The organism is Chitinophaga sp. YR627 (assembly GCF_900114995.1).
Classification (GTDB): Bacteria; Bacteroidota; Bacteroidia; order Chitinophagales; family Chitinophagaceae; genus Chitinophaga.
On record NZ_FOUX01000002.1, the window covers coordinates 1,504,109 to 1,527,929 of the forward strand.

Genomic DNA, 23,821 nt, shown 5'->3' on the forward strand with positions numbered 1-23,821 from the left:
TTTAGAGATTTTTAGAAACAGTGGATAATACTTGTTGTACGGGAGTATTGCGCGTCGCTTCTCCCAGCAGATATTCACAAATGGAAAGGACATTTTCTTGTCTGAAGCCAAACAGGGAACAGAATCGCATAAGGAGTTTTTGCTCTGCTTCATCAATTTTGCCATCTGCACAGGCCATCAGGCTGAGGTCGTATAAATAGCTGATCTTTTCTGGTAGTGTTGCGGGTGGAGTAAAGACAGGCAGTTCTGCCTGCATGATCAGCGTTTCAATTTCTGCTCTGCTGATACCTCCTTCTTCTCCTAGGCGGTATAGCAGTTCTAATTCCCTGATATCCACATTTTCATCTGCAAGGGCCATGTGGTATAGGTTCAAAAAGTGTGTTTTTAATTCCGGGCTTAAAGGCATGTTTGAGTTATTAACATTCAAAAAGGGATAAATAAAGGGATAAACAGGACCGGCAAAGTGTGACTGGCTGTTATGTATATCTGACTTTGCCTGTATTGCATTCTCACATTCACAAGAATCAGGTCAGATCATCTGTAGGTGCTTCCGGGGCATTCCGTCTTACGGCTTCAATGCCCTCGTCACGGCTATAGGCAGAGGGATAGGTCTCACTTCGACCAATAATTTCTCCGTTCTCGGCTTTTAGTACGAACGTATAGGTGTTATTATCACTATTAAATCTTCGTTCGTACTGTTTATAATAGGGAGCGTTTCTTTTTACGGAAGCGATGCTGTGTACAGCTGCATGTTTTGAGGTATAGCTTTCACTTCCCAGGATTTTCTCTCCATTGCCGGCTTTCAGGTTAAAGAAGTAATCGTTCTTCCCGATACCGGAGAAAAGTTCAAATTTGGGATTCTTCATATTGATATAATTTATTGTTTATTCCAGGCGACTCTGAAGCCGACGTTAGGACACCTTTCGTCAGGCTTTTCTATAATACGGGCGCTGATCAGCAATTCATTTTCCGGCCTGATACGACTATTGTAAGCACCTCCCTTGACAATTTTAAACTGATGTGAACTATCAGACCAATCAGCACACCATTCTGCAATATTCCCTGTCATATCATATAGCTTAAATAAATTCGAATCCAAAGAAGCAACTGGCGCCGGCTTTTTCGTATTATATATAGCCACTTTCTGTGCAGCATTACTCCCACTGTATTTAGTTCCTAATCCAGCATCGGCTGCATATTCCCATTCCAGTACTGTTGGAAGCCTTCCATTTTGGGATTTACAAAAATCAACAGCTTCCTGCCAGGTAATATTGGCTACGGGAGCATCACCTCTGAGACCTGCAGATTGAGGAGGAAATTGTTTTCCAGCACTTGTACAATATGCTTTATACTCATTAATCGTCACTTCCGTATTGCTGATATAAAAGGGATCTATGCCTGGTCCGGTAATCAATATTTGTTGCATGTGTTTCACCGGAATGACGTGGGGATAAAACAGAATATATACACCGGATAGAACAGCCAGGCTGGAACTGACCCCGAGTGTTGTGATACCTGTTTTACGTTGCCTTATTCTTCTTTGTCCTCTGATCTTGTCCTTTAGCATACGCGCGATATGCTCCGGGTTATTTTTCCAGTCCTGATAAACAACATGCATCGATATACCATCAATAGGGGTATCATCAAGTCTCAGCTGGAGAATATGCGGCTCCCCCATTCTTGTTTTGGCGAGTGCGATCAGCTTTTCAATTCCCGACCAGTATTTATTGACGAAAGTGGCGCTGGTGATCATTAACACAAATCTGGCGCGTCTTCCAAATGTGTTCATCGTAAGATCAATAATATGTTGCCCCCAACTCTCGACACTCTTCTCCACATAGTAGTAGTATCGGATACCTAGTTTCTTTAACTCCTTTGCGATCTGATCTGCGACTGGTCTATCTTCTTCAGCAACCGAAATAGCTACGTCGTATTTGAATAACCGAATCATGGTATATGGGATTTGAGGTGATCGGGACTATACCCTACCATTTTTGATCAATTTCCAGTAGTAGGCTCCCAGGCCTGTCAGACGACAGCTTTTATTCCGAACAGCGGCCCAATACAGATATTCTTCACCTACAGGTTCCACCAAACCGATCAGCTGCATTCTACGCAGAATTTTAAACGTACTGATATTCTTTTCGTTTGGAGTATCTGTCGTAGTGGTATATTCATAACTGGGGTCGAGAGGAAAGTCATGGTCAGTCTGAGGGAAATATTCCAATAGCAGTCTTAACTCAGCTTTAGATACTGTGGGTTTTACTGTACGCAGGCTTACAGAACGGACAATATTCGCTTTAAACACAGGACGCTGGTGCCAGCTCCCCAAAGCCTTATCTATATAACTATAGATATTCCCGGGGGTTACTTCTCCATCTATATCTGCGGCACCTCCTTTCAGGGCGTCGATAAGAAGCCCCGTGAATACGCCATGCCCATTACTTTCTACAGAAGTCTCCGAACTGCGGCTAGAGGCCAGGATAATCACCCCCTGGTCCAGGAATGCCGCACTGTTGCCAATAAAAGCAGGTGAACCCATAGCACCTGCATGGCAGCAGTCCAGGATAACAATCTTATGTCTTGCCTTTGACAGACCTGCCATTTTCAGTATTTCATCCATAGAAATACCAACGTCATCACGGGTAAAATCAGGGGTAACAATGTAGCCGCCACCTGATTCTGTCACATTACCATGACCTGAAAAATAGAACAGACTGACATCGTCATCACTGTCATTAAAGGTTTTGAGGATAATGGACTTTAATTCTGATTTTGTCTTTACTGTAGTAAAGAGCTTTACTGCAAAATTCGGAGAGCCATCTGCGTTTTTGTCCAATAGTTCTGCTACCGTATTTGCGTCATTGATACAGCCCTTGAGGCGGGCGCCGGGATAATCATCAATTCCGACTACTAATGCTTTTCTCATGCGTGTGTATTTTCGTTGGGATTAGTCTGGTATTGTCCTTGGTCGATGGAGCAAAGATGAAATTACATTGCGGCGGAAAAAACCGGTATACGGGGGGAAAAATCCCCTTTTTACGGGCTTCCCGGATAATTCCCCTGGTGAGATAGGATTTTTCCGGTATTTGCTTTGGGCTGATTTTTTTTGATCGTTCCGGTTATAGTTTCGCAGCGTAAACAGTTTACACCCCGATTTTTCACTACACCTAAAAACTTCGTTTATGCAACAACACCTTACCGTAAAACCTCTACCATTCTTCTATGTAGGACAGAAAACTACTGCCGACAGGATCGCCAGATTCCAGCAACAAAAACATGCCGCATTAAGCCAGGCAGCAGGCAAGCCCGATACCAGATCTGTATGGTATTCGAAAGAACATTTCACAAAACTCGTAGAAGAAATTGAGTTTGCCGGTGGAGACGGTATCAGGGTTTATTTTGGTACCTATGAGGAGGGACATCAATTTGCCGGTCAGACCTGTCTGTTGTTTGTTACAACCAGAGAGAAACAGGTAGGCAATACCATTACACATGCGAATGTCATACTCGAGAAAGAACCTAATTATTCAGAACGGTCTTCTGTGGAAAAAGATGTGATCTTATTCCCAGGCGATGACCCGGGAGAAGACATCAGGGACTTCAACATGGGCATCCCTTGTCCGCCGCGCTGTGACGACGAATTTTCTCAATAACATTACGTAATTTGAGTAAATGCAGCGATTCTTCAGCTACGAATACATGTATTTGTTACCTCTGTTGCTTAGTGCCATTCTGAGCCTGAAGACTTTCAGGCATGGATGGCCTAAGCAATATAGGCTATTTGCGGTACTGATCTGGACCACACTATTGGCAGAAGCACTGGCGAATCTATGGATACATAAGCTGCATAATATGTTTGGATGGAATTACTCCAGGAATAATTTATGGATCTATAACTTCTATTTTCTGATCCGTTTAGTTTTACTGGCGTCTATTTTTTATCAGATCTTATGTGATCCCCGGACAAAGAAAATAGTTTATGCGGTGACTGCAGGAATATTGTTGTTTGGACTGGCTGACTATTTCATTATTCAGAGCCCCTTTCAGTACAATACTTATAGTGTGATCGCATGTCACGTAACACTGATAGCACTATGCCTTTGTTATTTCAGACAGCTGCTGCAGGCCCCCGGTATCATTGTTTTACACAAAGAGCCCATGATATGGATGACCCTGGGAACATTCCTATACCAATCTGCATCGCTTCCGTTCCTGATCATGTTTGGTTTTCTGAATATGCAGCACTCTCCCCTGGCACTGTCGCTCCTATTTATCAACGACATTTTCAATTTCATCATTTGCATCTGTTATTTAATCAGCTTTTTATGCAAACCTCAACATTCGCAACCTCTCTGACCATCATCATATCAACCTTGCTTGTTATGAGTCTCAGTGCGGCCGTTATTTATTTCCTGTTTCTCTATCAGAAGAAAAAATTCCGACACCAACAGGAACTGATTGAAATGCGGGAGGCATTTAACCATGTATTACTCCAGTCAAAGCTTGCGATACAGGAGCAAACGCTCAATCATATCTCTAAAGAGTTACACGCCAACTTTAGTCATCTGGTATCCCTGATTAACATCAATCTTTCTGAAATATTACCTAAAAGTCCTCAGGGACAAAGGGAGAACATCCTTGAAACAAAATCACTGGCCAAGCAGCTAATGAGTGAATTAAAAGCACTCAGTGCCAATCTTAATACCGACCATATCATTCATATAGGGTTTGTACAGGCATTGCAGAATGAACTGAACAGACTGGCGAAGACCGGCCGATATGAAGTCAGTATTACAAAAACCGGGGAAGAATACCGGATGCAGCCTGAGCATGAAATCATTCTCTTCCGTCTCTGTCAGGAAGTGCTCAATAATGTAGTGAAATATGCGAAGGCATCTAAAGTGATCTCAAAGCTATCCTTTTCAGATGACACCTTCATCCTGACCATTGCTGACAATGGCGACGGGTTTGATATTGACCAGGCACTTCAGCAAAGCGGAGAAAAACAAAGTACCGGCTTACTGAATATGCGTAAAAGAGCATCACTGATCAACGCTGATCTGAATATTACAAGTCATAGCGGAGACGGTACTATCGTCACCATAAATATTCCCCATCCACAAATACTAAAAACTTATGCTGTATGAAAAATGCCAGCAAAAAAATCAACATCGCCCTTGTAGATGACCATAATCTGTTCCGTAAAGGTCTGATCAAGCTCATTAATATGGGCGACCCTCAACAGAAGTATCACATTCTATTTGAAGCTGAAAACGGGAACGATCTGAAAGAAAAGATGATGCAGCCTCCATTTCCCGATATTATACTGATGGACATCGACATGCCGGACATGGACGGATATGAAGCAGTGGACTGGCTGCAACGCACACATCCCACCGTTAAAGTACTGGTCGTGTCTATGGTTGAATCGGAGAACGCGATCCTGCGTATGCTACGCCTGGGTGTCAAAGGATATCTTTCCAAGGATATTGAAGTAGAAGACATGAACCGGGCACTGGAAGCCATTGCCAGCAACGGGTTTTATTATTCAGAAATTGCGACTGAAGTACTGAATCAGAATCTTATGGGAAATATCAAGCCGAACCCTGCTTCCCTTTATTTATCAGAAAATGAACGGGAATTCCTGAAACTTGCCACAACGGAGATGACTTATCAACAGATAGCAGATAAGATGAACCTAAGTCCAAAAACGATAGACGGTTACCGGGAAGCGTTATTTCAGAAACTCAATGTAAAAACAAGGGTGACCATGGCCATGTATGCGGTGAAGCACGGTATTGTGCAGTTGTAAACCAATATACGTGCAATTACTTATTTTCACGGCACATTCAATTATTGTCAGATGGGTGCTCCGAAATATGAATATAAAAAGATCTTATTCCGCTTTTACAGCAATCTCCTGGAAGAATCAACAGTGGAAACCTTATGGGCACTGATGATCGATCCGGTAAAGGGCTATTACAAACTGGACAATATTCCTTTTTATGTACCTGGTCTGGCTTCGGACGATATTATTCTGGCTGAATATGATGAGGAAGAGCAAATGATGACCTACCGTGAACTGGTTGAATGTTCTGGTAACTCGACTATACAGGTTATTGTACGGGAAGCTGGTAAAGATGCAAGTTCGCTGAGGGCAGATTTTAAAAAAGCCGGCTGTCCGAGTGAAGGATTGAATGAGCGATATTTTGTGATGGAGATACCTGTGGGACTGGATTACGGACCTATCAGGCAGCACCTGGTACAGTTGCAGGAAGCAGGTATTATAGATTACGCAGAGGCCTGTCTGGCTGATGGGCACCGATATTAAAAAAAGGCTTTCAGGGGAGATCTGAAAGCCTTTTTTAGTTACTATTTTTTATCTTCTTTTATTGTTTTTATTTCAGCCTGCATCATCTTCATTTGCGCCTTCATTTCCTCATTCTGTTTGTGTTCCTCAATCAGGTGCAAGGTCAGTTCTTCTATTTTTTGCAATAGTATTTTGTTCATTTCCCCAAGATCGACACCTTTGGCTTCTACTTCCGCAGCAGAAGGAACCCCTTCCAGGTGACGATTCGCCTTTATATACTGCTCTATTTCATTCAAAGAGGACAGTTTGTATGCCGGATCAAATACAAAATCCGCCCAACCGAGTGCTGTAACCTTTACTTTTTTGGCACCGATGGTACCTGCTACCGCTAATTTGTACTCGCTGGCTACTGTTGTTGTCCCGATTCCAACCGCTCCACCCGCAGTTATCCTCATCGCTTCCTTGTAACTGGTGAAAGTCGTCCTTATACCAAAAACCATCTCAGGCGCTACTGTTCCAACTCCGGAATTACATACAGAACCTATGTAACTCACATTATTAAACCCGTTACTATTTCTGGTTGTCAGAAAAATGCCTGCATAAGTATTATCCACAGAAGCTGTATTTGCAATCTGTATCGAGGGCCCTTTAGGAATGCCAGTGGAAGTATTCTCCGACGTATACCTGACAGAGCTGGTATCATTCACATCCAACTTATAGGTAGGCGTTGTGGATCCTATACCTACGTAACCGTTTTGTGCTGCTATTCTCATTCTCTCTACCCATGCAGTACCATTATAGAGAAAGGTAGAAAAACCCTGGAATGCGGATGAGCTGTCAGTCAGCTGAAAATTGACGCCTTTAAATCCAGAGGGGTTGGTTATTCTAATACCTGTAATCGGTAAATCAGCACCATGTTTTATCACCCAAAGTCCATTGTTAGCTCTTCCAAGTCCGGAAATCCAAAAATTTGCATTTGCCTGAGCTACACTGTTGCCATTTTCGATGTACTGAGCCTGAGTTTGTACTGAAAAAGCACTTACGAACAACATTGTCAATACGCTGATTGACCTTTTTATTGTATTCATTATTTCAATTATTAGTATAGGAATTATAAACTACTAGCTACAGATATGAACAAACATTTAACTAGCAGCAAGTTAAGTACAAATCCAAACTTTTAAATAATGAATGGTACTTTTTTATTAACAATGCTTTATTTTACTGTTATTGAAAACTGTCATCGTATTACTTCTGCAGCGGCAGCTCTTTCAATTTTCTCTTTTCTATTTTCGCGACCACCATTTGTTCCGGATCTGCGATCTCAGCAATGGTATATTCAATTGTTGTATTCATGACCTGTGTAGCCTCCTGCAAGGTAAGGCCATGTTTATATTGCAGCCATGCAAACATATTCCGGCTGAATTAAAAACTACGAACCCCCATTATTATTGTAACGATCAGCAGAATTATTCCTGTGAGCAGAAAGACTCTATTACCATGCGCATCCTGGATCAATAATACAAGGCTCAGGATGAGTGCATAAAGACCGATGCCAATTGCGGTATATGGTTTTGTCAGGTCGTATGAACCGCCACCGATACCATCTCCGGTATCTATTCTGTCTCTGAGGAAAAACACATACAATAATATCAGAAAAGGCAATGCCAGTAAGATAGTTTTGAATATTTGGGTAGATTTCATGGAAAAGAAGATAATGAATTTTCAGACTGTCTATTTACTCAATGGTAATATACCGATTTGCTTCCATGCAGTCAGGCATGCTGCATCTACTCCACATTCCGTAAGGATCTCTTCAAACTCATCGTCACCATGTCCTTCTATTGACCAGTCTATAGCATAAGCGGCAAATGTATCAGAGACTTCGAATTTGCCGAAGAGTTTATTTTTTGTGAGCAGAAAGGCCGCTTTTCTGATCATAGTTGTACCGACGTCCAAATAATTATAATCCTCCATCAGCTGCTCCATTTGTGCCCAAAGTCGTTCAAAAGGTCTGATACTGACATTCATTGATTCGTTATAATGCGTATCAAAAAATACTATTTCATTTTTAGCCAACTTCCCTGTTATCTGCTTTACAGACTGGCATGTCAGGTAAGGGACGTAATTGACGCCAAGCCGATACCCTAATTCCAACAAAGCAACGGGTTGCTCTATCTGATTATGCTCCAGTGTTAATACAACCTGTTTCGCCAATGCTTCCGATAATTCTTCTGACAGTTGTTCCGGACTTATATTTTCCGGGCGCCGGCAGTAGATCAACCCATTATTACCCTTGTCATCAAATTGCCTGATCGTATCCAGTACCTGCATGTCATCATAACTGTATTCATCATAAGAGGTATATTGACCACTACCCGGAAAAACACGTATGCTGGAGGCTCTTTGTATTTTGCCGGCGGTATCATATTCAAAGTCGGTTATATTAATAATAAAAGAGTGGTCATCATTTCTCATTGTTTTTATGATATCTTCTTTAGATAACCATCCATATCCACTCCCACCACCATTGGCCCGTAAACTCTGATAAGCAACTTTTTTACCATCTTTAAATTCCATCCTCGAAATGATGGAAGGAACACCCGTGTTCATACAGTACTCTACATACTCCACGCACGTATCTCCGTAGACATAAACTCCCTCCCACAAAATCTTGTTATGTTCATGTTTAAATGTTGTATAACAGGGCAGACCTTTTGCATTGAACCCATATTCATGCAACGCAGAGCTGTCTAATCCACTCTTATCCTGCTGTAACGGTCCATCGGCAGGAAAAGAATGCCAGTCAAATTTACTAAGGTCATACCTGGCCCCTTCTGCATATAGTGTTTCCTGTACATTTTGTTTGTGTGCCAGCAGCTCTTCTCTGCGGTCAAAAGTCTGCTCCCAACGTTGTATCAGTTCTTCTAATTTCGCTTCCATTTACTTAAAATACGACTATTTATAACGGTATTGCTTGTTTTATGATATGCCCCTATCAAGATAAGATCATAAAAATTCATCAAAAATAATACTCTACTCATTTTGTAGACTAATTTTTTGTTCTATTTTTGCATCCCGAATCAGACTGGTATAATAACGACAAGAATCTAGACATTATGAGAAGACCAACTGTACTCTTATCAGCTTTATTCTATTCAAAACCCTTATCTGTAAGCATAAGCTGTTATTGTAGTATTTCCTGATTTATATAAATAATGAGTTAAACCATGCCAGCTGTCCCACCCGCAGCTGACGGATATTTTATTGCCCAAAGGCAATCTATTCTTCCATTTTCTTAATTAAAACACGCATGTTCAAAAGAAATGTAACACTCGTGCTTGCGCTGCTTTTTAGCACAGCGCTTTTTGCGCAGCAAACACAAATACGGGGGCAGGTGCTCGCTGCCGAAAATAAGCAGCCATTGCCGGGAGTGACAGTAAAAATCAACCGTACCACATTGGGTACCACTACAGATCAGGGAGGACATTTCCAGCTGACAGTCCCTTCCAGCAAAGCCGTTATTTCAGTATCCTCTATTGGCAGAGAAACAACAGAAACCGAAGTACGTGAAGGAGATCAAAATGTTGTAATCCTACTCAAACCAGCTAATACTACACTTGGCGAAGTAGTAGCAGTGGCCTATACGAATGTAAAACGTTCCGGATACCCGGGGGCGGTGTCAACTATAAGCTCTGATAAAATCAATAACCGTCTGACGCCTAACGTTACCAATGCATTACAGGGTCTGGTGACCGGCTTACAGACCACCTCTTCCAACGGTCAGCCGGGGAACAGTTCTACTATCCGCATTCGTGGTGTCGGCTCTATCAATGCCTCCAGTGCGCCACTTTTTGTAGTAGATGGCGCTCCTTATGATGGAGATATCAATGCGCTTAATGGAGCTGATATAGAATCCATCAGCGTATTGAAAGATGCGACCGCCGCCAACCTGTACGGTTCACGTGCTGCTAACGGCGTGATCATCATCACTACCAAACAAGGTAAGAAAGGTGAGTCTGCCGTGAATATCAACTTTAACCAGGGATGGAGCAGCCGCGCAGTAAAGGACTACGATAAACTTAACACTGATCAGTACTTCGAACTTTACTGGGAAGCATTGCGTAATAAGCAGCTTACCAATGGACAATCAGCCGCTCAGGCAGCAGCAACCGCCAGTGCCCGCGTAGTTTCTGACCTGGGTATCAATCCTTACGGCCCTACTTTCCCTCAACCAGTGGGAACAGATGGAAAGATCGTAGCGGGTGCGCATCCTTTGTGGAACGATGACTGGGAAAAAGGCATACAACAATCCGGGAAATATACACAGGCTCAGCTTAGCTTCAGTGGTGGCAGTGATAAATCAACCTATTATGTAAGCGGTGGCTATGTTAATAACGAAGGCGCTTATATGGGTTCCGGTTTCAAACGTTATAACTTTAAAAGCAATATCACTTTACAGGCAAAATCCTGGTTAAAGACAGGGCTAAATCTGAGTGGTTCCAGTGCTGCACAGGATTATCCGGCGTCCTCTGACTCACGTACAGACAACGTCGTATTATTCGGCAGGACTGTTCCCGGCTTCTATCCTATTTATCAGCGCAATCCTGATGGCACTTATCTGTTGGATGCCAGTGGTCAGAAGTTGTTCGATTACGGTGCATACCGTCCATCCGCAGCATTGGCCCGTGAGAACCTGATCGGGTCTCTCCCGCTGGACAAAAACAGGAATACCAATGAAAACCTCTCGGCCAGAACATTTGTAGAAGCATCTCTTACTAAGGCATTACATATCAAGACCAGTTACAACGTTGATTATGTAAATACCAACTCCCTGTTTTACACGAACCCGCTGGTAGGTGGCGACGCTGAAATAGGCGGTGCTATCAGTAAAAGTAATGGTAGAAGGCTAAGTTATACATGGAACAACATCCTGACTTACGATGCAGACCTGCTGGGAGGACATCATCTCAATCTCCTCGCTGGTCATGAATATTACTATTTCAACTCCAGTTCACAGAGTGGTAGTCGCCAGAAATTTGCCCTGCCTGACCTGTATGAACCGGCTGCAGCATCTCAGTTAAATGACTTTACCGGTGTTTCTGATAACTATGCAAAACTGAGCTTCTTTGGTCAGGGACAATATAACTACCTGAACAAATACTACTTAACTGCTTCCGTAAGAAGGGACGGCTCTTCCCGTTTCTCTCCTGATTCCCGTTGGGGTACATTCTGGTCAACAGGCGCGTCCTGGCGTTTATCAGAAGAACAGTTCCTCCGTTCTGTGAGCTGGTTGAATACCCTGACACTGAAAGGTAGCTATGGCGCTTCTGGTAATGACAACTTAAGCACCTACTACGCATACCTTGCATTATTCGATATCAAGAATAACCTGGGTAACGGCGGTGTTATTACATCCAGACTGGCAACTCCAGGTCTGAAATGGGAAAGTAACCTGAATCTGAATATTGGTCTGGATTACGCATTATTTGACAACCGTCTGTATGGTAATATCAACTATTATAACAGAACCAGTAAGGACCTGTTGTACGCAAAACCAATGGCTGCCTCTACCGGATTCAGTTCCATCAGCGCGAATATTGGAGCATTGCGCAATACCGGTCTGGAACTGGAACTGAATGTTATACCTATTCAAACCCGTGATTTCAAGTGGAATATCGGACTGAATATAGCACACAACAAGAATAAGATCACCGAGCTCCCACAAAAGGAAATCATCAGTGGTACTAAAAAGCTGACGGTAGGCAGTTCTATTTATGAGTTCTATCTGCGTGAGTGGGCTGGTGTAGATGCCAAAACGGGTAATCCGCTCTGGTATCAGACAGATGCTGAAGGCAAGAAAGTCACTACGACCAACTATGCGTCTGCTACGCAATATTATGCTGGCTCAGCTTTGCCGGATGTTACAGGTGGGATCACCAACAGTTTCAATTATAAAAACTTTGACCTTTCTTTCTTATTGTCCTATAGCATCGGCGGTAAAGTACTGGACCTGGATTATGTATCTCTGCTGAGCGGTGCGACCAGTCCTGGACGCAACTGGTCAACAGAATTGCTGGAACGCTGGACACCGGAAAATACGAACACAGACGTTCCCCGTTTCACTACAGATAACCTCAACTGGACCTCTACATCCACCCGTTTCCTCTACAGCGCTACTTATGCCCGTCTTAAAACGGTATCTCTGGGATATTCTCTGCCAAACAGATTATTATCCAGAATTGGTATCAAGAGCGCCAAAGTATACGGTCTGGGAGAAAATCTCCTGACCTTCTATGGTCACAAGGGTATGGATCCTGAGCAGTCTATTGATGGTACCACTTACTATCAGTATCCAGCGATGAAAACATTCTCGGTCGGCATACAGGTGGGACTCTAATACGTAACGTTTAAACATTGAATGAACATGCAATCAATCAGATTTTACACATATACGGCAGCGTTGCTTTTAGGATTGGCAGCCTGCAACAAACAGCTGGATACCGCTCCGTCAAATGCGGTATCTGAAGACATTGTACTAAAAAATGTCGCTAATCTTACCACCATCTCTGAAGGCACCTGGGCGGCTATGATGGATGATTTTTATGGTGGTACCTACAGTAATCCCGGTTTTAAGACCATCGCGCTTACCAGTGATGCGATGGCCAATGATGTAGCGCTGATCACCACCAAGTATGGTTTTCCTACGGCGTATCGTTTTACTCAGATGAATGATAAGACACAGTCACGCGTGACTGCTATCTGGGGACAACTCTACAAGATCATCAACAATAGCAATATTATCATCGCTAATGTGGACAGAGTGGAAGGAGATCCGGCTACCAAAAAGGTGCTCAAAGGACAGGCACTGGCGTTGAGGGCACATACATATCTGACAATTGCTTCTTTTTACCAGTATTCTTATCTGAAAGATTCAACGGCTAAAACCGCACCTGTTTATACAACGCCCACTACAGCAAGTACACAGGGCAACCCGAAAGCCTCTCTCAAAGAGATCTATGAAGTTATCTTCTCCGATCTGCAGCAGGCCAGAGAATTGCTGGCAGGTTATGACCGTCCGGCGAAATACAAGATCAATGTCGATGTAGTAAACGGCTTACTGGCACGCGCATACCTGAATACCGGCAGATGGGCATTTGCAGCAGCAGCAGCGAATGAAGCATTACAGAACTACCCGTTAATGGCGCCATCTGAATACAGCAAGGGTTTCAATGACGCCGGCAACACTGAGTGGATCTGGGGACATTCTGAAATTCCCAGTCAGAGTGATGGTAGTTATAGCTTCCACTTCCTGGACGTATCCTCTTCTTCCTCTTATTACTACAGTTATATGGCTGATCCTTTCTTTGGTCAGTTATTCGAAACAGGGGATATCCGTAAAACATTGTTTTCCTGGGACGGTTCTGCTGCTGCCAGGGAAGGTTATCTACAATATAAAAAGTTCAAATTCAGGGCAGATCAGACTGCAGATCTGGTCCTGATGAGAAGTGCGGAAGCCCTGCTGATTAAAGCAGAAGGTTATGCCCGTGCGGGTAGTATTCCCGAAGGGATAACTGCATTAAATCAGCTTCGTACCGCCAGAGGAGCCAGGCTGTTTGATACCAACGGTGCTACAGCGGAGAATCTGATCAAAGAAATCCTGATAGAAAGGAGAAAAGAACTCTGGGGTGAAGGTTTTGGATTATCTGATATCATCCGTACCCAACAGGCAGTCGTACGCAAGCCTTATGTAGATGTAAATGGTAATGATATCAAGGTGACTGTAGTAAAACCTGATGGCAGTACCAAAGAGGTACCTGCCAGGTATCATACAGCGCTGACATTCTCTGATGGAACCGCTTTTGCGGCTAACAGCCCTTATTATATCTTCGTGATACCACAGGGTGAAGAGCAAAACAACCCTAATCTCAACAAGTAATTATTTACATTACAGATAGTAAAGAACGGTCAGGTATGTACCTGGCCGTTCTTTGTTTATACCGTTGCAGAACTTCTCTCCTTTTGTTATCTTCCGCGATATATTCCACATCATTCACCAAACTCATGCAAACCATGCAGGATCTACACAATGAAGTAACCGGATTACGCCGTCAGATGGCCTTTTTCAGAGTATATGCCATTGTTACTTCCGTCTTCATACTGGCCTTTATTGGTTATGGTTTCCGAAAATCGTCGCAGGACGATATTATCAAAAGTTTACGCGCAGAAAAGATTGAAATTGTAGAACCGGATGGTACCGTTAAACTTTCCTTGTTCAATAAGGAAAACCTTCCTCCGGCTGTTGTGAATGGTAAAAAGATGAGCCGTCAGGGTGGTGATGAAGCAGGACTCATGTTTTATAATACTGAAGGAGAAGAATGTGGCGGTCTGGTATACAATGGGAAAGGAAAAAATGGGAAAGGTCAGAATGAGCTCAGTATCACGTTTGATAAGTACAACCAGGTCGTGCAGTTGTCCTACATTCAGCGGGAAAAAGGCGATGATACCAAAGGATTGACGGTTTTTGAGCGGCCCTCATTCCCTGTAGATCAGATGATGGCTACACTTGATTCTATCCGGAGTAAGGTCAAAAACGAACAGGAACAGCAACAAGTGATCAACAAGCTAAAAGCGGATGGATATTTTGGCTATACGCGGATGTTTGCAGGTCAGCAAGGTCAACGAACAGGCATTTTCGTACGTGATACCAAGGGGCGGATCAGACTGGAGATGATCGTTAATGAGCAAAACGAACCTGAGATCCTGTTTTATAATGAGAAAGGCGAAGTACATAAAAAGATAAATTATTAATATCTCTATACATCTGAAGTATTATCTTAGTTCCTATGAAATTCCGTTTTAGTCTGCCGTACCTGTTATTGGCGATTCTTATTTTTGTTATAGAAGTGTTGATTGCCTTATATGTACACGATGATCTTATCCGTCCCTATTTTGGAGATGTACTGGTCGTGGTGCTGATCTATTGTTTTGTTCGCAGTTTTATTCAGGCACCTGTAGTCCCTGTTGCTTTGGGGGTACTGGCATTTTCTTACCTGGTGGAAATGTTACAATATTTCAAAGTGGTTAAGCTATTAGGCTTACAGCATTCCAGGGCAGCGAATATCATTATCGGGAATTACTTCACCTGGGCTGATATCATATGTTATACAATAGGGATTGCATGTACGATATTGGCAGAGAAGGCATTAAAAAGGAATTACAATTAAAGCGATTCCCACATCGATATACATGCATCTATCAACCCCTCGTTATCAATTCCCTGTAAACCTTTAAGCATATTTAATATCGTATCTTTCCCCTGAGCTGTGGGATTGACGGCAAATTGCGGTAGAAATGACTTTAACTGGATAAGCAGATCATTCGTAACATTCATATTTTCTGAAAGATAATTCACGGTACCAGATATTTCATCGATTACCGTCTTCACATAATCGTTGTCACTATTGGTAATGTTACTGCTTACTTCTGCAGACAATGTGAAAGGGGCTATTATTTGCATAGACGAACCGGTAGTTTCGTTTGATACTCCCCATGTGAAACTTTCCGTCTTTTGTTTTGCGACTTTTTCAGTATCCAAAATATTATCCTGACTTCCCTTACGCTTTAGCGGATTTGGATGTTCTGATTTCGTTTCCTTTACGTTGAATGAAGCATTTGTGAGTCTGAAGGGCTCTTTCTCCATTTTTCTGTCTCGTTGAGATTGCCGTTCACGATCTTCACCCTGGCTCAATCTGAATGGCCCTGATTTTAATGTTTTTTTCTCGTGTATTGCGCTAGTGGAAATCTTATCAGAAAACCTTTCATTTGTCCTGTTATATGCTACTTCTACGTTTTCTAGTGGAGACTTCAATAGTTCATCAAAATCGGCGCTTAATGTCCTGGACGATTTCTCCCAATGTCTACTATATCTGTCAATTATCTCTTCCACTTTTTCATTAAAATAGCGCAATGGCTTATCACTAAATTCCGGTAAGAACTTCTCATTAATTTTTTCATTCAGGCTTATCTTCAACAATTCAATTTTCTCCCGTTTCTTTTGAAGATCGATCTCCCATATCAAGATTTCGTCTTTTATTTTAACAATTTTACTTCTAATTGGCTCTAGTAACGAGTCCTCTTCTTTATCGAAAAGATCAGTATCACCTTTCCACTCAGTATTAGCATAATAAAGGCAATTTTCCCTTTCTTCTTTATATCTACTCAATCCATCACTGCCAAATTTTGATTCATATTTCCGGCACTCCACCCGGATCTTACCCAGCAGATTGTGGCGATAATCATCATTTTGTTGCTGTCTTTCCTGTTGCTGCTTTTCTTTTTCCTTTTTCAACCTGAATTGCTCCTGTTGTTCTCTTTTTAACCGTTCTTGCTCTTGCCGAATATCCAATACCTGTTGTTGTTGCAGTTTCTCTGCGTCAATGATCAGTTGCTTTTGTCCTTCATATTCTTTCTCCAATTTCGGATGTTCTGCAATATTTCTGACCAAAAAAGTAAAACCTTGAGTAGGATATTTTTCGATCTTCCCTTTATAAATATAGTCCAGCTGTGTTGGAGGAAATGGATATATGATCTCATAACCGTTGGGGACCTCATACTCTGTCAATACCGATTCTCTGATAAAAGAAGCTGTAAGCTGACTGGGATCGTCTAACGCAAGCGCGGGTAAAAGAGAATGATCATTATTGATGCTAAAATTACCTATCAGGTGATAATTTTTACCAGTCGGCGCCAGTTGAATTTTTCCGCCGGGATGAAAGTATATTCCTGGCACAAACTTTTTTATAACAGGGGCAACAACTCCCTTTACCAGGTCAACAGGGATGTCATGGTCAGGAGAGTCCTCATAAATGACAGTTGTCGAGTCCTGCCAGTGTTGAATAAGACTCCCGTCATAGTTATGCCCAGGGATCAATTGCATTTGTGTTACCTTAAATCTAAATTTTGCAGGTAATTTTTTCTCATCCGGATATCCAAAGGCTCCCGGATAGCTACCCCAATTAAGCGCTTCCGCTTCGAATCTCACTACCTTATTATTTCCATTGACAGCATCTTTTGTTGCTCTTTCCACACCAGTCTTCATGGTACTGTTAAAAGCTGTAGAGATAGGTACAAGATTATTATTTGTTCCCGGGCCATGTAAATGCTCATTTAACATATGTCCGCGTTTATAACCCGCGAATTTTTTAACACTGTTCCATAGAACGGTCTCCTCTACTGGCTGAGACCCTTCTATATTATCATCTCTTCTCAAAATGCTAAGTGGCGCCATTACGACCTTCTCGCAAAAAACATCTGACCCTATTGTTCTAGTGACCAACTGTTCCTGATGAGACGGGGGCCGCTGTTTCTTCATGATCACATTCGTCAATATATTCAGCTGTTGCAGCAAAACAGCAACCTGTCTAAGCTGAAACTGGGCGGCTTGTCTTTCTTGTGTTGTAGGAGCCTTTTTTTTGTTATTCGAACCCCTTGTTCCATATTTGCCAGTATGTATGATTTTTGATGCAGCCTCAATATTCGCTAACAATTTAATTACCTGGGATGATAAATTCTTTTTATGTTTATTACGCTTACGTTGTAAAAAAACACTTAAAGTCTGAGCGTCGGAATGTAGCCACAATTCGCCATCTTCCGGATCAATGAATAAAGTATGTGGCTCAAGTACGCCATCTTCATCCATGTCGATTTCCAGTGGCGTTTCTATCTTCCCGGCGGCAGCCAGATCTTCCGAAAAAACTTCTTCCGGTGCTGTTTTCGCATCAGTATTATTTGATTGTGCTTTACTAAATGGGACGGCCGGTTGAGAAATTGCGCCTTCTGAGGCGACATTGGCTACTGCGCGGGTACTTGTTGCCAAATCCGGGGTTAACGGCGATTTCATAGATAGCGTGTTTATAACAAGTTAAGAAATATTTCTGACCCAATCGGACATCTTTCTAATATATCTGGGTTAATGATACGATGTACGGGGAACCGCCATATCTTCGCGTATCTTAACCATGGGACAATTTAAAAACATACAATGGGTTGTGCAACGCAACCTTACAAGCCTATCCGATTTTGAAGGAATGCAAAGTGCGTGCGCCAGATTGGGCATTCCATTTCATGCAATAGACATTATACCCTTTACATCGACCTTGCCCCCATTTGATAAAACACACCGTTCTATTATTTACGGCTCTACTACATTTAATGCAATAGCGGCAAATGATCCTGTATTACGGGAAGGGGTTTTCTTTGATGAGCAACAGTTTTCTATAGAAAACTACATCAAACATTGGGGGCGTCACATGCTCAACTATGAGGCAAAGATCACTACGTTCCAGTCACTCATTGATAATAGTGAATACCCTGAAGACAAATTATTGTTTATACGTCCGAATGACGACAATAAATCATTTGCAGGTGAGCTGAAACAATATGATCAGATCCGTGATTGGTTTTCCCAACTTTCAGCTGTAGAGAATAGTATTTTATCACCTGAAAGCAAAATTGTTGTCTCTGAACCTTATAACATTCAATATGAATGGCGGCTGTGGATTGTTAATAAACGAGTGGTAGCTGCGTCAAAATACCGGCAATACTTTAAGCTAAAAAAGGAAGCGGGGTGCCCTGATGCTGTGATTGACTTTGCGGTGGCCCGTTGCAAAGAGTATACTCCCCATGATGTATTTGTAATGGATGTATGTCTTTGCGGTGATGCGTATTACATCGTAGAGTGTGGATGTATGAATGGTGCAGGGTTTTATAAAGCGAATATTGAGGATATTATCCGTGAGGTGTCTGCGTACTTCGTTGCTAATTAATACGTGTTTGCATCCTCAACCAGCTGATCTGTTCGTCTGTGTCTGGTACTTTCTGACCACGTACTTCACTAATATGCGTCAACACGGCATGGGCTTCATAGCCTTTTGATACCAGGACAGCGCCTGCTATTATAGCTTACCGCCCAAATGAGAGGTATGATGGCTTAAAAATATAATATTTACAACTGATTATTGTATATTTAGTAATACCGGATAAAATATTGTCCTATTATACGATGCCCACTGTTTCTTAAAATAAAAGTTTGTTCCTGGGCTCGCTGAGCACTTGTTAATCAATTAGCTAAAACACAATAGAAATTTTTACACTTTATAAAGTATCTGACTCAAAAAACCTTGTTAGTTAAATCTCTATGAATAGCATTAAAACAAAAATTGCCATGATTGGCATGTACGGTGGATATTACCGTGGTGATTATAATCCCGGTTGTATCATGATCTGTCTGAAAACCCGTTACGAACTAAAAAAACGTATTGAAAACTGCGAGATAGACATTTTTGCCATTGATGTCAAAACCAAGAGCAAAGAAATTGTGAAGGAGCATAAGGATGGTCTGGACATTAACTTCTTTCCTGCAGGAGAAGGAATAGCCCTTCTGGAATCAGTCCTTTCTCAATATGATGCACTTGTGATCGGTGGAGATGTAATCTGGAGTGAAGATTATGAGAAAGATGGTAAAATCTTCTTCCTGGATTCCGCTTCATTTTTAGCCACTAAAAAACCGGTAGTGTTATTCAATTGTGTACACAGATTCGAATCTGTAAAGACAAAAGAACACTTATTTCATAATATAGAACAACGGTCCAAATACATTGCGGTAAGGACTGAATTCTTCAAGAACGAATTGCATAAAATAGGGATTGATAAGGTGAAAGCAATTCCTGATCCGGTGCTGGATCTTGAGTTGAAAAAAGTAGAGAAAAAAGCGAACAGGAAGCCACTGATAGGTATCTCTGTTTCTCTCAAATTGTGTGATCCACTCATTGCCATACTAAAAAATACCGATCTGTCTCAGTTCGACATTTGCTTTTATGCCTACAGCCGGCAATATGATAATCATGTTACGGTAATGAAAATGAGAAGTGTTTTTGGCGACAAATTCTCTTATGTTGTAGAATATAAAGATCCTGTTGAGACATTTGAAATGATCGCCGGATTTGATATATCAGTGAGCGATACCTATCATGGGACGATCTCTGCGATCATCCAGAACGTACCGTTTGTCTGTATCAATACAGAGCCGCTTATCAGTTCAAGGATCACTTATCTGTTGAAGCCGTTTGGGCTGGAAAGACAAATCGTTTCGGCTTATCCTGAAGCTGGTGAAAATGATGCTGAGACGGGCAACAGGTGTTTCCAGGAATTCAATCAACTAATCAATAACCCACCAAGGGTAGATAGTGAAGACCTGAGGGATGTGAAGAAAATCATTCAGCAACATTTTGATGATATGGCGGATGTGATCAAAGAGAGCACGGGGCAGTTGGCGAATGTATCTGTAATAGGTTGAGGAAGTCTTTAGGGTGCACAAAGCACCCTTTTTTTATGTCTATCCTTATGTCAGCCTTTCTTCTTTCTTAAGCGGCTAAGGTGTTCCGGCGTTAGTCCCAGATATGATGCAATATAATATTGTGGCACCTGCTGAATGAGTTGCGGATAGTTGTTCATAAAGTCACGGTACTGCTCTTCATGAGAATTGGCGATGATCTTTTTTCGTTTCTCTTCCGCACTACAAAATACCCGTTCAATAATCAGCCGTCCGAAACGCTCCCAAATCTTGTATTTATCATATACGTCATTTATGTCTTCCTTTCTCAGAATGAGGAGTTCAAGGTCTGTCAGGGCCTCCAGATTTTGTTTCGAGGGCACCTGTAATATAAAGCTCTGATAATCACTGGTAAACTGGTTTTCACATACAAAGTCGGCAGTTACCTCTTTTTCATGCTGATAAGAATATTCTCTCAATACACCTTTATTCACAAATGCGATGAAATTACAAACCTGTCCTTCCCTCAGCAATAGCTCTTTCTTTTTTAAGGTTTTGAATTGAACGATTTGTACAAAGGCATCCCATTCATGCGTATCAGGCTGAATAATGTTTCTTATGAATGCCTCGATTTGTATGAGTGATTGAGGATCTATCATATGATATTGTGTTTTCTGTTAAACAGAATGAATTTCAAGTCGGTAGTATCTAAAATCACTTTGTAATATACCTTAAAATGCGCAACAACTCCGAAGTACAAGTGGGTTGAATGGTATGTTAAACCATCCAACCTCTTGATAAATACTAATCTCTGGTACTATATCGGGCAGGCTACATATTGCCAATCATTCTTTAACATTCGTTTTTATTGACCCCAAAAAACTAATGGAGCTTTCAACCTGGTCACCAGGTTTGAGATAATGAGGATTTGTCATTTCTTTTTTCAGATACTGCCGCAAAATGTATGGGTGCATTTTTGCTTTAAAAAATCCACCAGTGAAGATATATCTGGTAACGGTACCCACAATGAAGCTTTTAGCTGGAGCGTTGAACACAACACCAGAAGGTGTTCCGGTGATGATGATACTATTGGCAGGAATACAATCGCCCTCAAATAATACCACCATTTTATCCTGGTAGAAACTTTTCTTTTCACCTTTCACCGCCAATGAATGTTCGATTATTTTATCTATGTCCCACACCATATCTTTTGCGGCACCCTCCTGTCGTATTTTTCCATTAACAGAAAGCTGTAGCTTCAATTCGGTTACAAATGCGCGCCAATTCCTGGGAATGACCATGTAAGGACCCGTCGGCAGAAAGCCCTTTTTACTTTTGGCATCCGGAAAACCTTTACCGCCCGTTACATTTTTGCTATCCATCTTTCGCATAAGCGTAGCTCTGTCGGTGAAATCATTTACCACCAAAAAACCTATCATCATATGATCCAGGTCGGCGACAGCACAGACAGCCGATGGAAATACAATTCCAAGTTCCACCTCATGATCCAGCAGCCAGCCGCCGGTATAATTTAGCTGATGGATCGCCGGATCAGTATGCACGTATTTGGGAAACATAAAAGGTCTCACCTGCCCGGTTTCTTTTCCATGTTCTGCATAATTTATCCCGATAGCTAAATGTTGATCCCCGGCAACACACGGCAGCAGCTCTTCATATTTTACAACAATCTTTTCCGAAGACTTTCCGATAAGTTTTACAACCTCATCAAATCCCATATCCATTATGATATCAAACGAATGCAGGTCATATCGTTTTAGTGCAGCACTAAGGTCCACCCCTGTTACACTTTCACCATCATCCTCTAACACTGCAAGTGTATGCACCCTGCTATCCTGATAAAACCTACTGATCGTAAGTGCTTCTTCAGGTGATTTGATTATCTGTGAATTTCTTCTGAAGTTATGCACCTCAGCTACATCCCGGGTTGTTTTTATGCGCTCTAAGGTTTGTAGTAACCGGGAATAAACAGGATAAATATCCAACAATGTCAATACAAAGCCAATTGACAGGCCAATGATTATTCTAGTCATGCCAGTGATTTTATTCATGAATATTATCTTCTCCCGGGAACAATTCGGTAACTCAATCCTATCCTGAAAGAAAGGCCACTGGCTACTTCCGGATTTAGCGGATCTTTCCGGTCACCCATCTCATAGAAATCAATAAAGCCATCTGCTTTATCATTTTTGTTATAGATCTCCATATTCCTGATCAGCGTATAAGCTGCGGTAGCGCGGACTGCCCATTTGGGAGATACATAATATTCAGCGAAGAGACCAGGATTCACTGTATTGTATTCGAAATATCGCTGCTGGTTTTTCAAACGGTATGTTGACTGTTGCACGAACAGATTAAAGCCGGTATTTACTTTTTCATTGACCGCATAACTCACTGTTGTGCTATGGGGAAGATCACCAAATATTCGCCATTTATCATTGACTTTCCAGTCCATACCAAGCAATACGACATATTGTGGTCCATAGAACTGTCTGCGATACCCAAGGATGCCTCTCCAGGTCAGATTCTCGCTTACTTTCCAGCTGCCCCTTACTACGGCGCCAAAGTTGATATCGGCCGTCTTTACATCCTTGTAATCGCTGTTCATGGTTGGAGTGAAAAGAAAGGTAAGATTGAAGCTCCTATTGACCATTGTACTGTAACCCAGGGTGGGAGAAATGCTATACACTCTTTTGACATCAAAATCCGGATGAGTGCCCGAAAAGTTGAAGGCTTCCAGATTCCCGCCCACAAGCAGGTACTTAGACTTATTGGGGGTAAGAAAAATAGGGATGGTCGTTGCTATTTTAAAATTACTGCCGGTGAACTTCTGATCGCCATGCGGTGTCTCGATCTTCATGGGCATGTGTTCATAGCTGATATTAACGCCTTCGATATATCCCTGACTAAATGCCGGTCCTGATAGAAGTGTGATTATAGCTATAACAAAAGCAGTAAGCAGATCTATCTGCTTCGCCCGATACCGTGATTGTATTGATCTTTGATAACCTGATTTCATGCTGTGATAGTTTTATTTGTCAATGTCCTGTATGGAATGTGACAAAACTATCTATCAGGGTTGCGGAAGTCATTGATATTTATCAATATCTATGTCGGGTTGCGGCAGCATTAAAGCAAAAGGTAATTTGATGTCAGCA

The 23,821-nt window shown here is 42.0% G+C and carries 23 protein-coding genes; 11 read left to right on the forward strand and 12 right to left on the reverse strand.

The window, feature by feature from the left end:
• Nucleotide 1 precedes the first annotated feature (1 nt).
• From BMZ72_RS14720 to BMZ72_RS14735, 4 genes are all read right to left on the reverse strand, one after another.
• Entirely contained in the window at nt 2-358 is a 357-nt protein-coding gene (locus BMZ72_RS14720; protein WP_089809493.1) for a tellurite resistance TerB family protein, read from the reverse strand.
• Nucleotides 359-524: 166 nt separating this feature from the next.
• Nucleotides 525-866 carry a YegP family protein gene (locus BMZ72_RS14725; protein ID WP_089809494.1) on the reverse strand — a complete coding sequence of 114 codons (342 nt, stop codon included), beginning with the start codon at nt 864-866 and terminating at the stop codon, nt 525-527.
• Nucleotides 867-877: 11 nt separating this feature from the next.
• Nucleotides 878-1,951, reverse strand: coding sequence for an SUMF1/EgtB/PvdO family nonheme iron enzyme (locus tag BMZ72_RS14730; protein WP_089809496.1), 1,074 nt, complete (start codon nt 1,949-1,951; stop codon nt 878-880).
• Between the two features lie 27 nt (nt 1,952-1,978).
• Nucleotides 1,979-2,929: a caspase family protein gene (locus BMZ72_RS14735; RefSeq protein ID WP_089809498.1), complete on the reverse strand. Its 951-nt coding sequence runs from the start codon at nt 2,927-2,929 to the stop codon at nt 1,979-1,981.
• Nucleotides 2,930-3,185: 256 nt separating this feature from the next.
• Here BMZ72_RS14735 and BMZ72_RS14740 point away from each other — a divergent pair, with 256 nt between their 5' ends.
• The 5 genes from BMZ72_RS14740 to BMZ72_RS14755 are packed head-to-tail and all read left to right on the forward strand — an operon-like array spanning nt 3,186 to nt 6,334.
• A complete protein-coding gene (locus BMZ72_RS14740; RefSeq protein WP_089809500.1) occupies nt 3,186-3,656 on the forward strand; it encodes a hypothetical protein in 471 nt (156 codons plus the stop codon).
• A 19-nt stretch (nt 3,657-3,675) separates the two neighbouring features.
• Nucleotides 3,676-4,359, forward strand: coding sequence for a hypothetical protein (locus BMZ72_RS36560; RefSeq protein WP_177222792.1), 684 nt, complete (start codon nt 3,676-3,678; stop codon nt 4,357-4,359).
• Nucleotides 4,329-5,150 (forward strand): sensor histidine kinase, encoded by an 822-nt coding sequence (locus BMZ72_RS14745; RefSeq protein WP_177222793.1) that lies wholly within the window; start codon nt 4,329-4,331, stop codon nt 5,148-5,150. The genes BMZ72_RS36560 and BMZ72_RS14745 overlap by 31 nt, the downstream gene beginning before the upstream one ends.
• Nucleotides 5,147-5,815: a response regulator gene (locus BMZ72_RS14750; protein ID WP_089809504.1), complete on the forward strand. Its 669-nt coding sequence runs from the start codon at nt 5,147-5,149 to the stop codon at nt 5,813-5,815. The genes BMZ72_RS14745 and BMZ72_RS14750 overlap by 4 nt, the downstream gene beginning before the upstream one ends.
• A gap of 51 nt (nt 5,816-5,866) precedes the next feature.
• Complete coding sequence (locus tag BMZ72_RS14755; RefSeq protein WP_255373203.1) at nt 5,867-6,334, forward strand: DUF4265 domain-containing protein; 468 nt, start codon at nt 5,867-5,869, stop codon at nt 6,332-6,334.
• A 41-nt stretch (nt 6,335-6,375) separates the two neighbouring features.
• Here the strand turns inward: BMZ72_RS14755 and BMZ72_RS14760 are convergent, their stop codons facing one another.
• The 4 genes from BMZ72_RS14760 to BMZ72_RS14770 form a co-directional block, all read right to left on the reverse strand.
• Nucleotides 6,376-7,401 carry a hypothetical protein gene (locus BMZ72_RS14760; RefSeq protein WP_143087697.1) on the reverse strand — a complete coding sequence of 342 codons (1,026 nt, stop codon included), beginning with the start codon at nt 7,399-7,401 and terminating at the stop codon, nt 6,376-6,378.
• A gap of 160 nt (nt 7,402-7,561) precedes the next feature.
• Nucleotides 7,562-7,726: a hypothetical protein gene (locus tag BMZ72_RS36565; protein ID WP_177222794.1), complete on the reverse strand. Its 165-nt coding sequence runs from the start codon at nt 7,724-7,726 to the stop codon at nt 7,562-7,564.
• 12 nt (nt 7,727-7,738) lie between these two features.
• Nucleotides 7,739-8,017, reverse strand: coding sequence for a hypothetical protein (locus tag BMZ72_RS14765; protein WP_089809510.1), 279 nt, complete (start codon nt 8,015-8,017; stop codon nt 7,739-7,741).
• Between the two features lie 30 nt (nt 8,018-8,047).
• Nucleotides 8,048-9,256, reverse strand: a complete 1,209-nt coding sequence (locus BMZ72_RS14770; protein ID WP_089809512.1) for a hypothetical protein — start codon at nt 9,254-9,256, stop codon at nt 8,048-8,050.
• Between the two features lie 370 nt (nt 9,257-9,626).
• Between BMZ72_RS14770 and BMZ72_RS14775 the strand changes: the two genes are divergently transcribed.
• From BMZ72_RS14775 to BMZ72_RS14790, 4 genes are all read left to right on the forward strand, one after another.
• Complete coding sequence (locus tag BMZ72_RS14775; RefSeq protein WP_089809515.1) at nt 9,627-12,713, forward strand: SusC/RagA family TonB-linked outer membrane protein; 3,087 nt, start codon at nt 9,627-9,629, stop codon at nt 12,711-12,713.
• A gap of 27 nt (nt 12,714-12,740) precedes the next feature.
• Nucleotides 12,741-14,252 carry a RagB/SusD family nutrient uptake outer membrane protein gene (locus BMZ72_RS14780; RefSeq protein WP_089809517.1) on the forward strand — a complete coding sequence of 504 codons (1,512 nt, stop codon included), beginning with the start codon at nt 12,741-12,743 and terminating at the stop codon, nt 14,250-14,252.
• 134 nt (nt 14,253-14,386) lie between these two features.
• Nucleotides 14,387-15,124: a hypothetical protein gene (locus BMZ72_RS14785; RefSeq protein ID WP_089809519.1), complete on the forward strand. Its 738-nt coding sequence runs from the start codon at nt 14,387-14,389 to the stop codon at nt 15,122-15,124.
• Nucleotides 15,125-15,159: 35 nt separating this feature from the next.
• On the forward strand, nt 15,160-15,540 hold the full coding sequence (locus BMZ72_RS14790; protein WP_089809521.1) for a ribosomal maturation YjgA family protein: 381 nt from the start codon (nt 15,160-15,162) through the stop codon (nt 15,538-15,540).
• Here the strand turns inward: BMZ72_RS14790 and BMZ72_RS14795 are convergent.
• Nucleotides 15,537-18,215 (reverse strand): hypothetical protein, encoded by a 2,679-nt coding sequence (locus tag BMZ72_RS14795; protein ID WP_089809523.1) that lies wholly within the window; start codon nt 18,213-18,215, stop codon nt 15,537-15,539. The genes BMZ72_RS14790 and BMZ72_RS14795 overlap by 4 nt on opposite strands.
• 118 nt (nt 18,216-18,333) lie before the next feature.
• Between BMZ72_RS14795 and BMZ72_RS14800 the strand changes: the two genes are divergently transcribed.
• Complete coding sequence (locus tag BMZ72_RS14800) at nt 18,334-19,140, forward strand: ATP-grasp domain-containing protein (RefSeq protein WP_089809525.1); 807 nt, start codon at nt 18,334-18,336, stop codon at nt 19,138-19,140.
• A 371-nt stretch (nt 19,141-19,511) separates the two neighbouring features.
• Nucleotides 19,512-20,669, forward strand: coding sequence for a polysaccharide pyruvyl transferase family protein (locus tag BMZ72_RS14805; protein ID WP_089809527.1), 1,158 nt, complete (start codon nt 19,512-19,514; stop codon nt 20,667-20,669).
• Nucleotides 20,670-20,719: 50 nt separating this feature from the next.
• Here BMZ72_RS14805 and BMZ72_RS14810 read toward each other — a convergent pair whose 3' ends face one another.
• The 3 genes from BMZ72_RS14810 to BMZ72_RS14820 all read right to left on the reverse strand — a co-directional run bounded on the left by BMZ72_RS14810 (nt 20,720) and on the right by BMZ72_RS14820 (nt 23,682).
• Nucleotides 20,720-21,304: a Crp/Fnr family transcriptional regulator gene (locus BMZ72_RS14810; RefSeq protein WP_089809529.1), complete on the reverse strand. Its 585-nt coding sequence runs from the start codon at nt 21,302-21,304 to the stop codon at nt 20,720-20,722.
• A 186-nt stretch (nt 21,305-21,490) separates the two neighbouring features.
• Nucleotides 21,491-22,696, reverse strand: a complete 1,206-nt coding sequence (locus tag BMZ72_RS14815) for a fumarylacetoacetate hydrolase family protein (protein WP_177222796.1) — start codon at nt 22,694-22,696, stop codon at nt 21,491-21,493.
• Between the two features lie 23 nt (nt 22,697-22,719).
• Nucleotides 22,720-23,682, reverse strand: a complete 963-nt coding sequence (locus BMZ72_RS14820; RefSeq protein ID WP_089809533.1) for a DUF6268 family outer membrane beta-barrel protein — start codon at nt 23,680-23,682, stop codon at nt 22,720-22,722.
• Nucleotides 23,683-23,821: the final 139 nt, after the last annotated feature.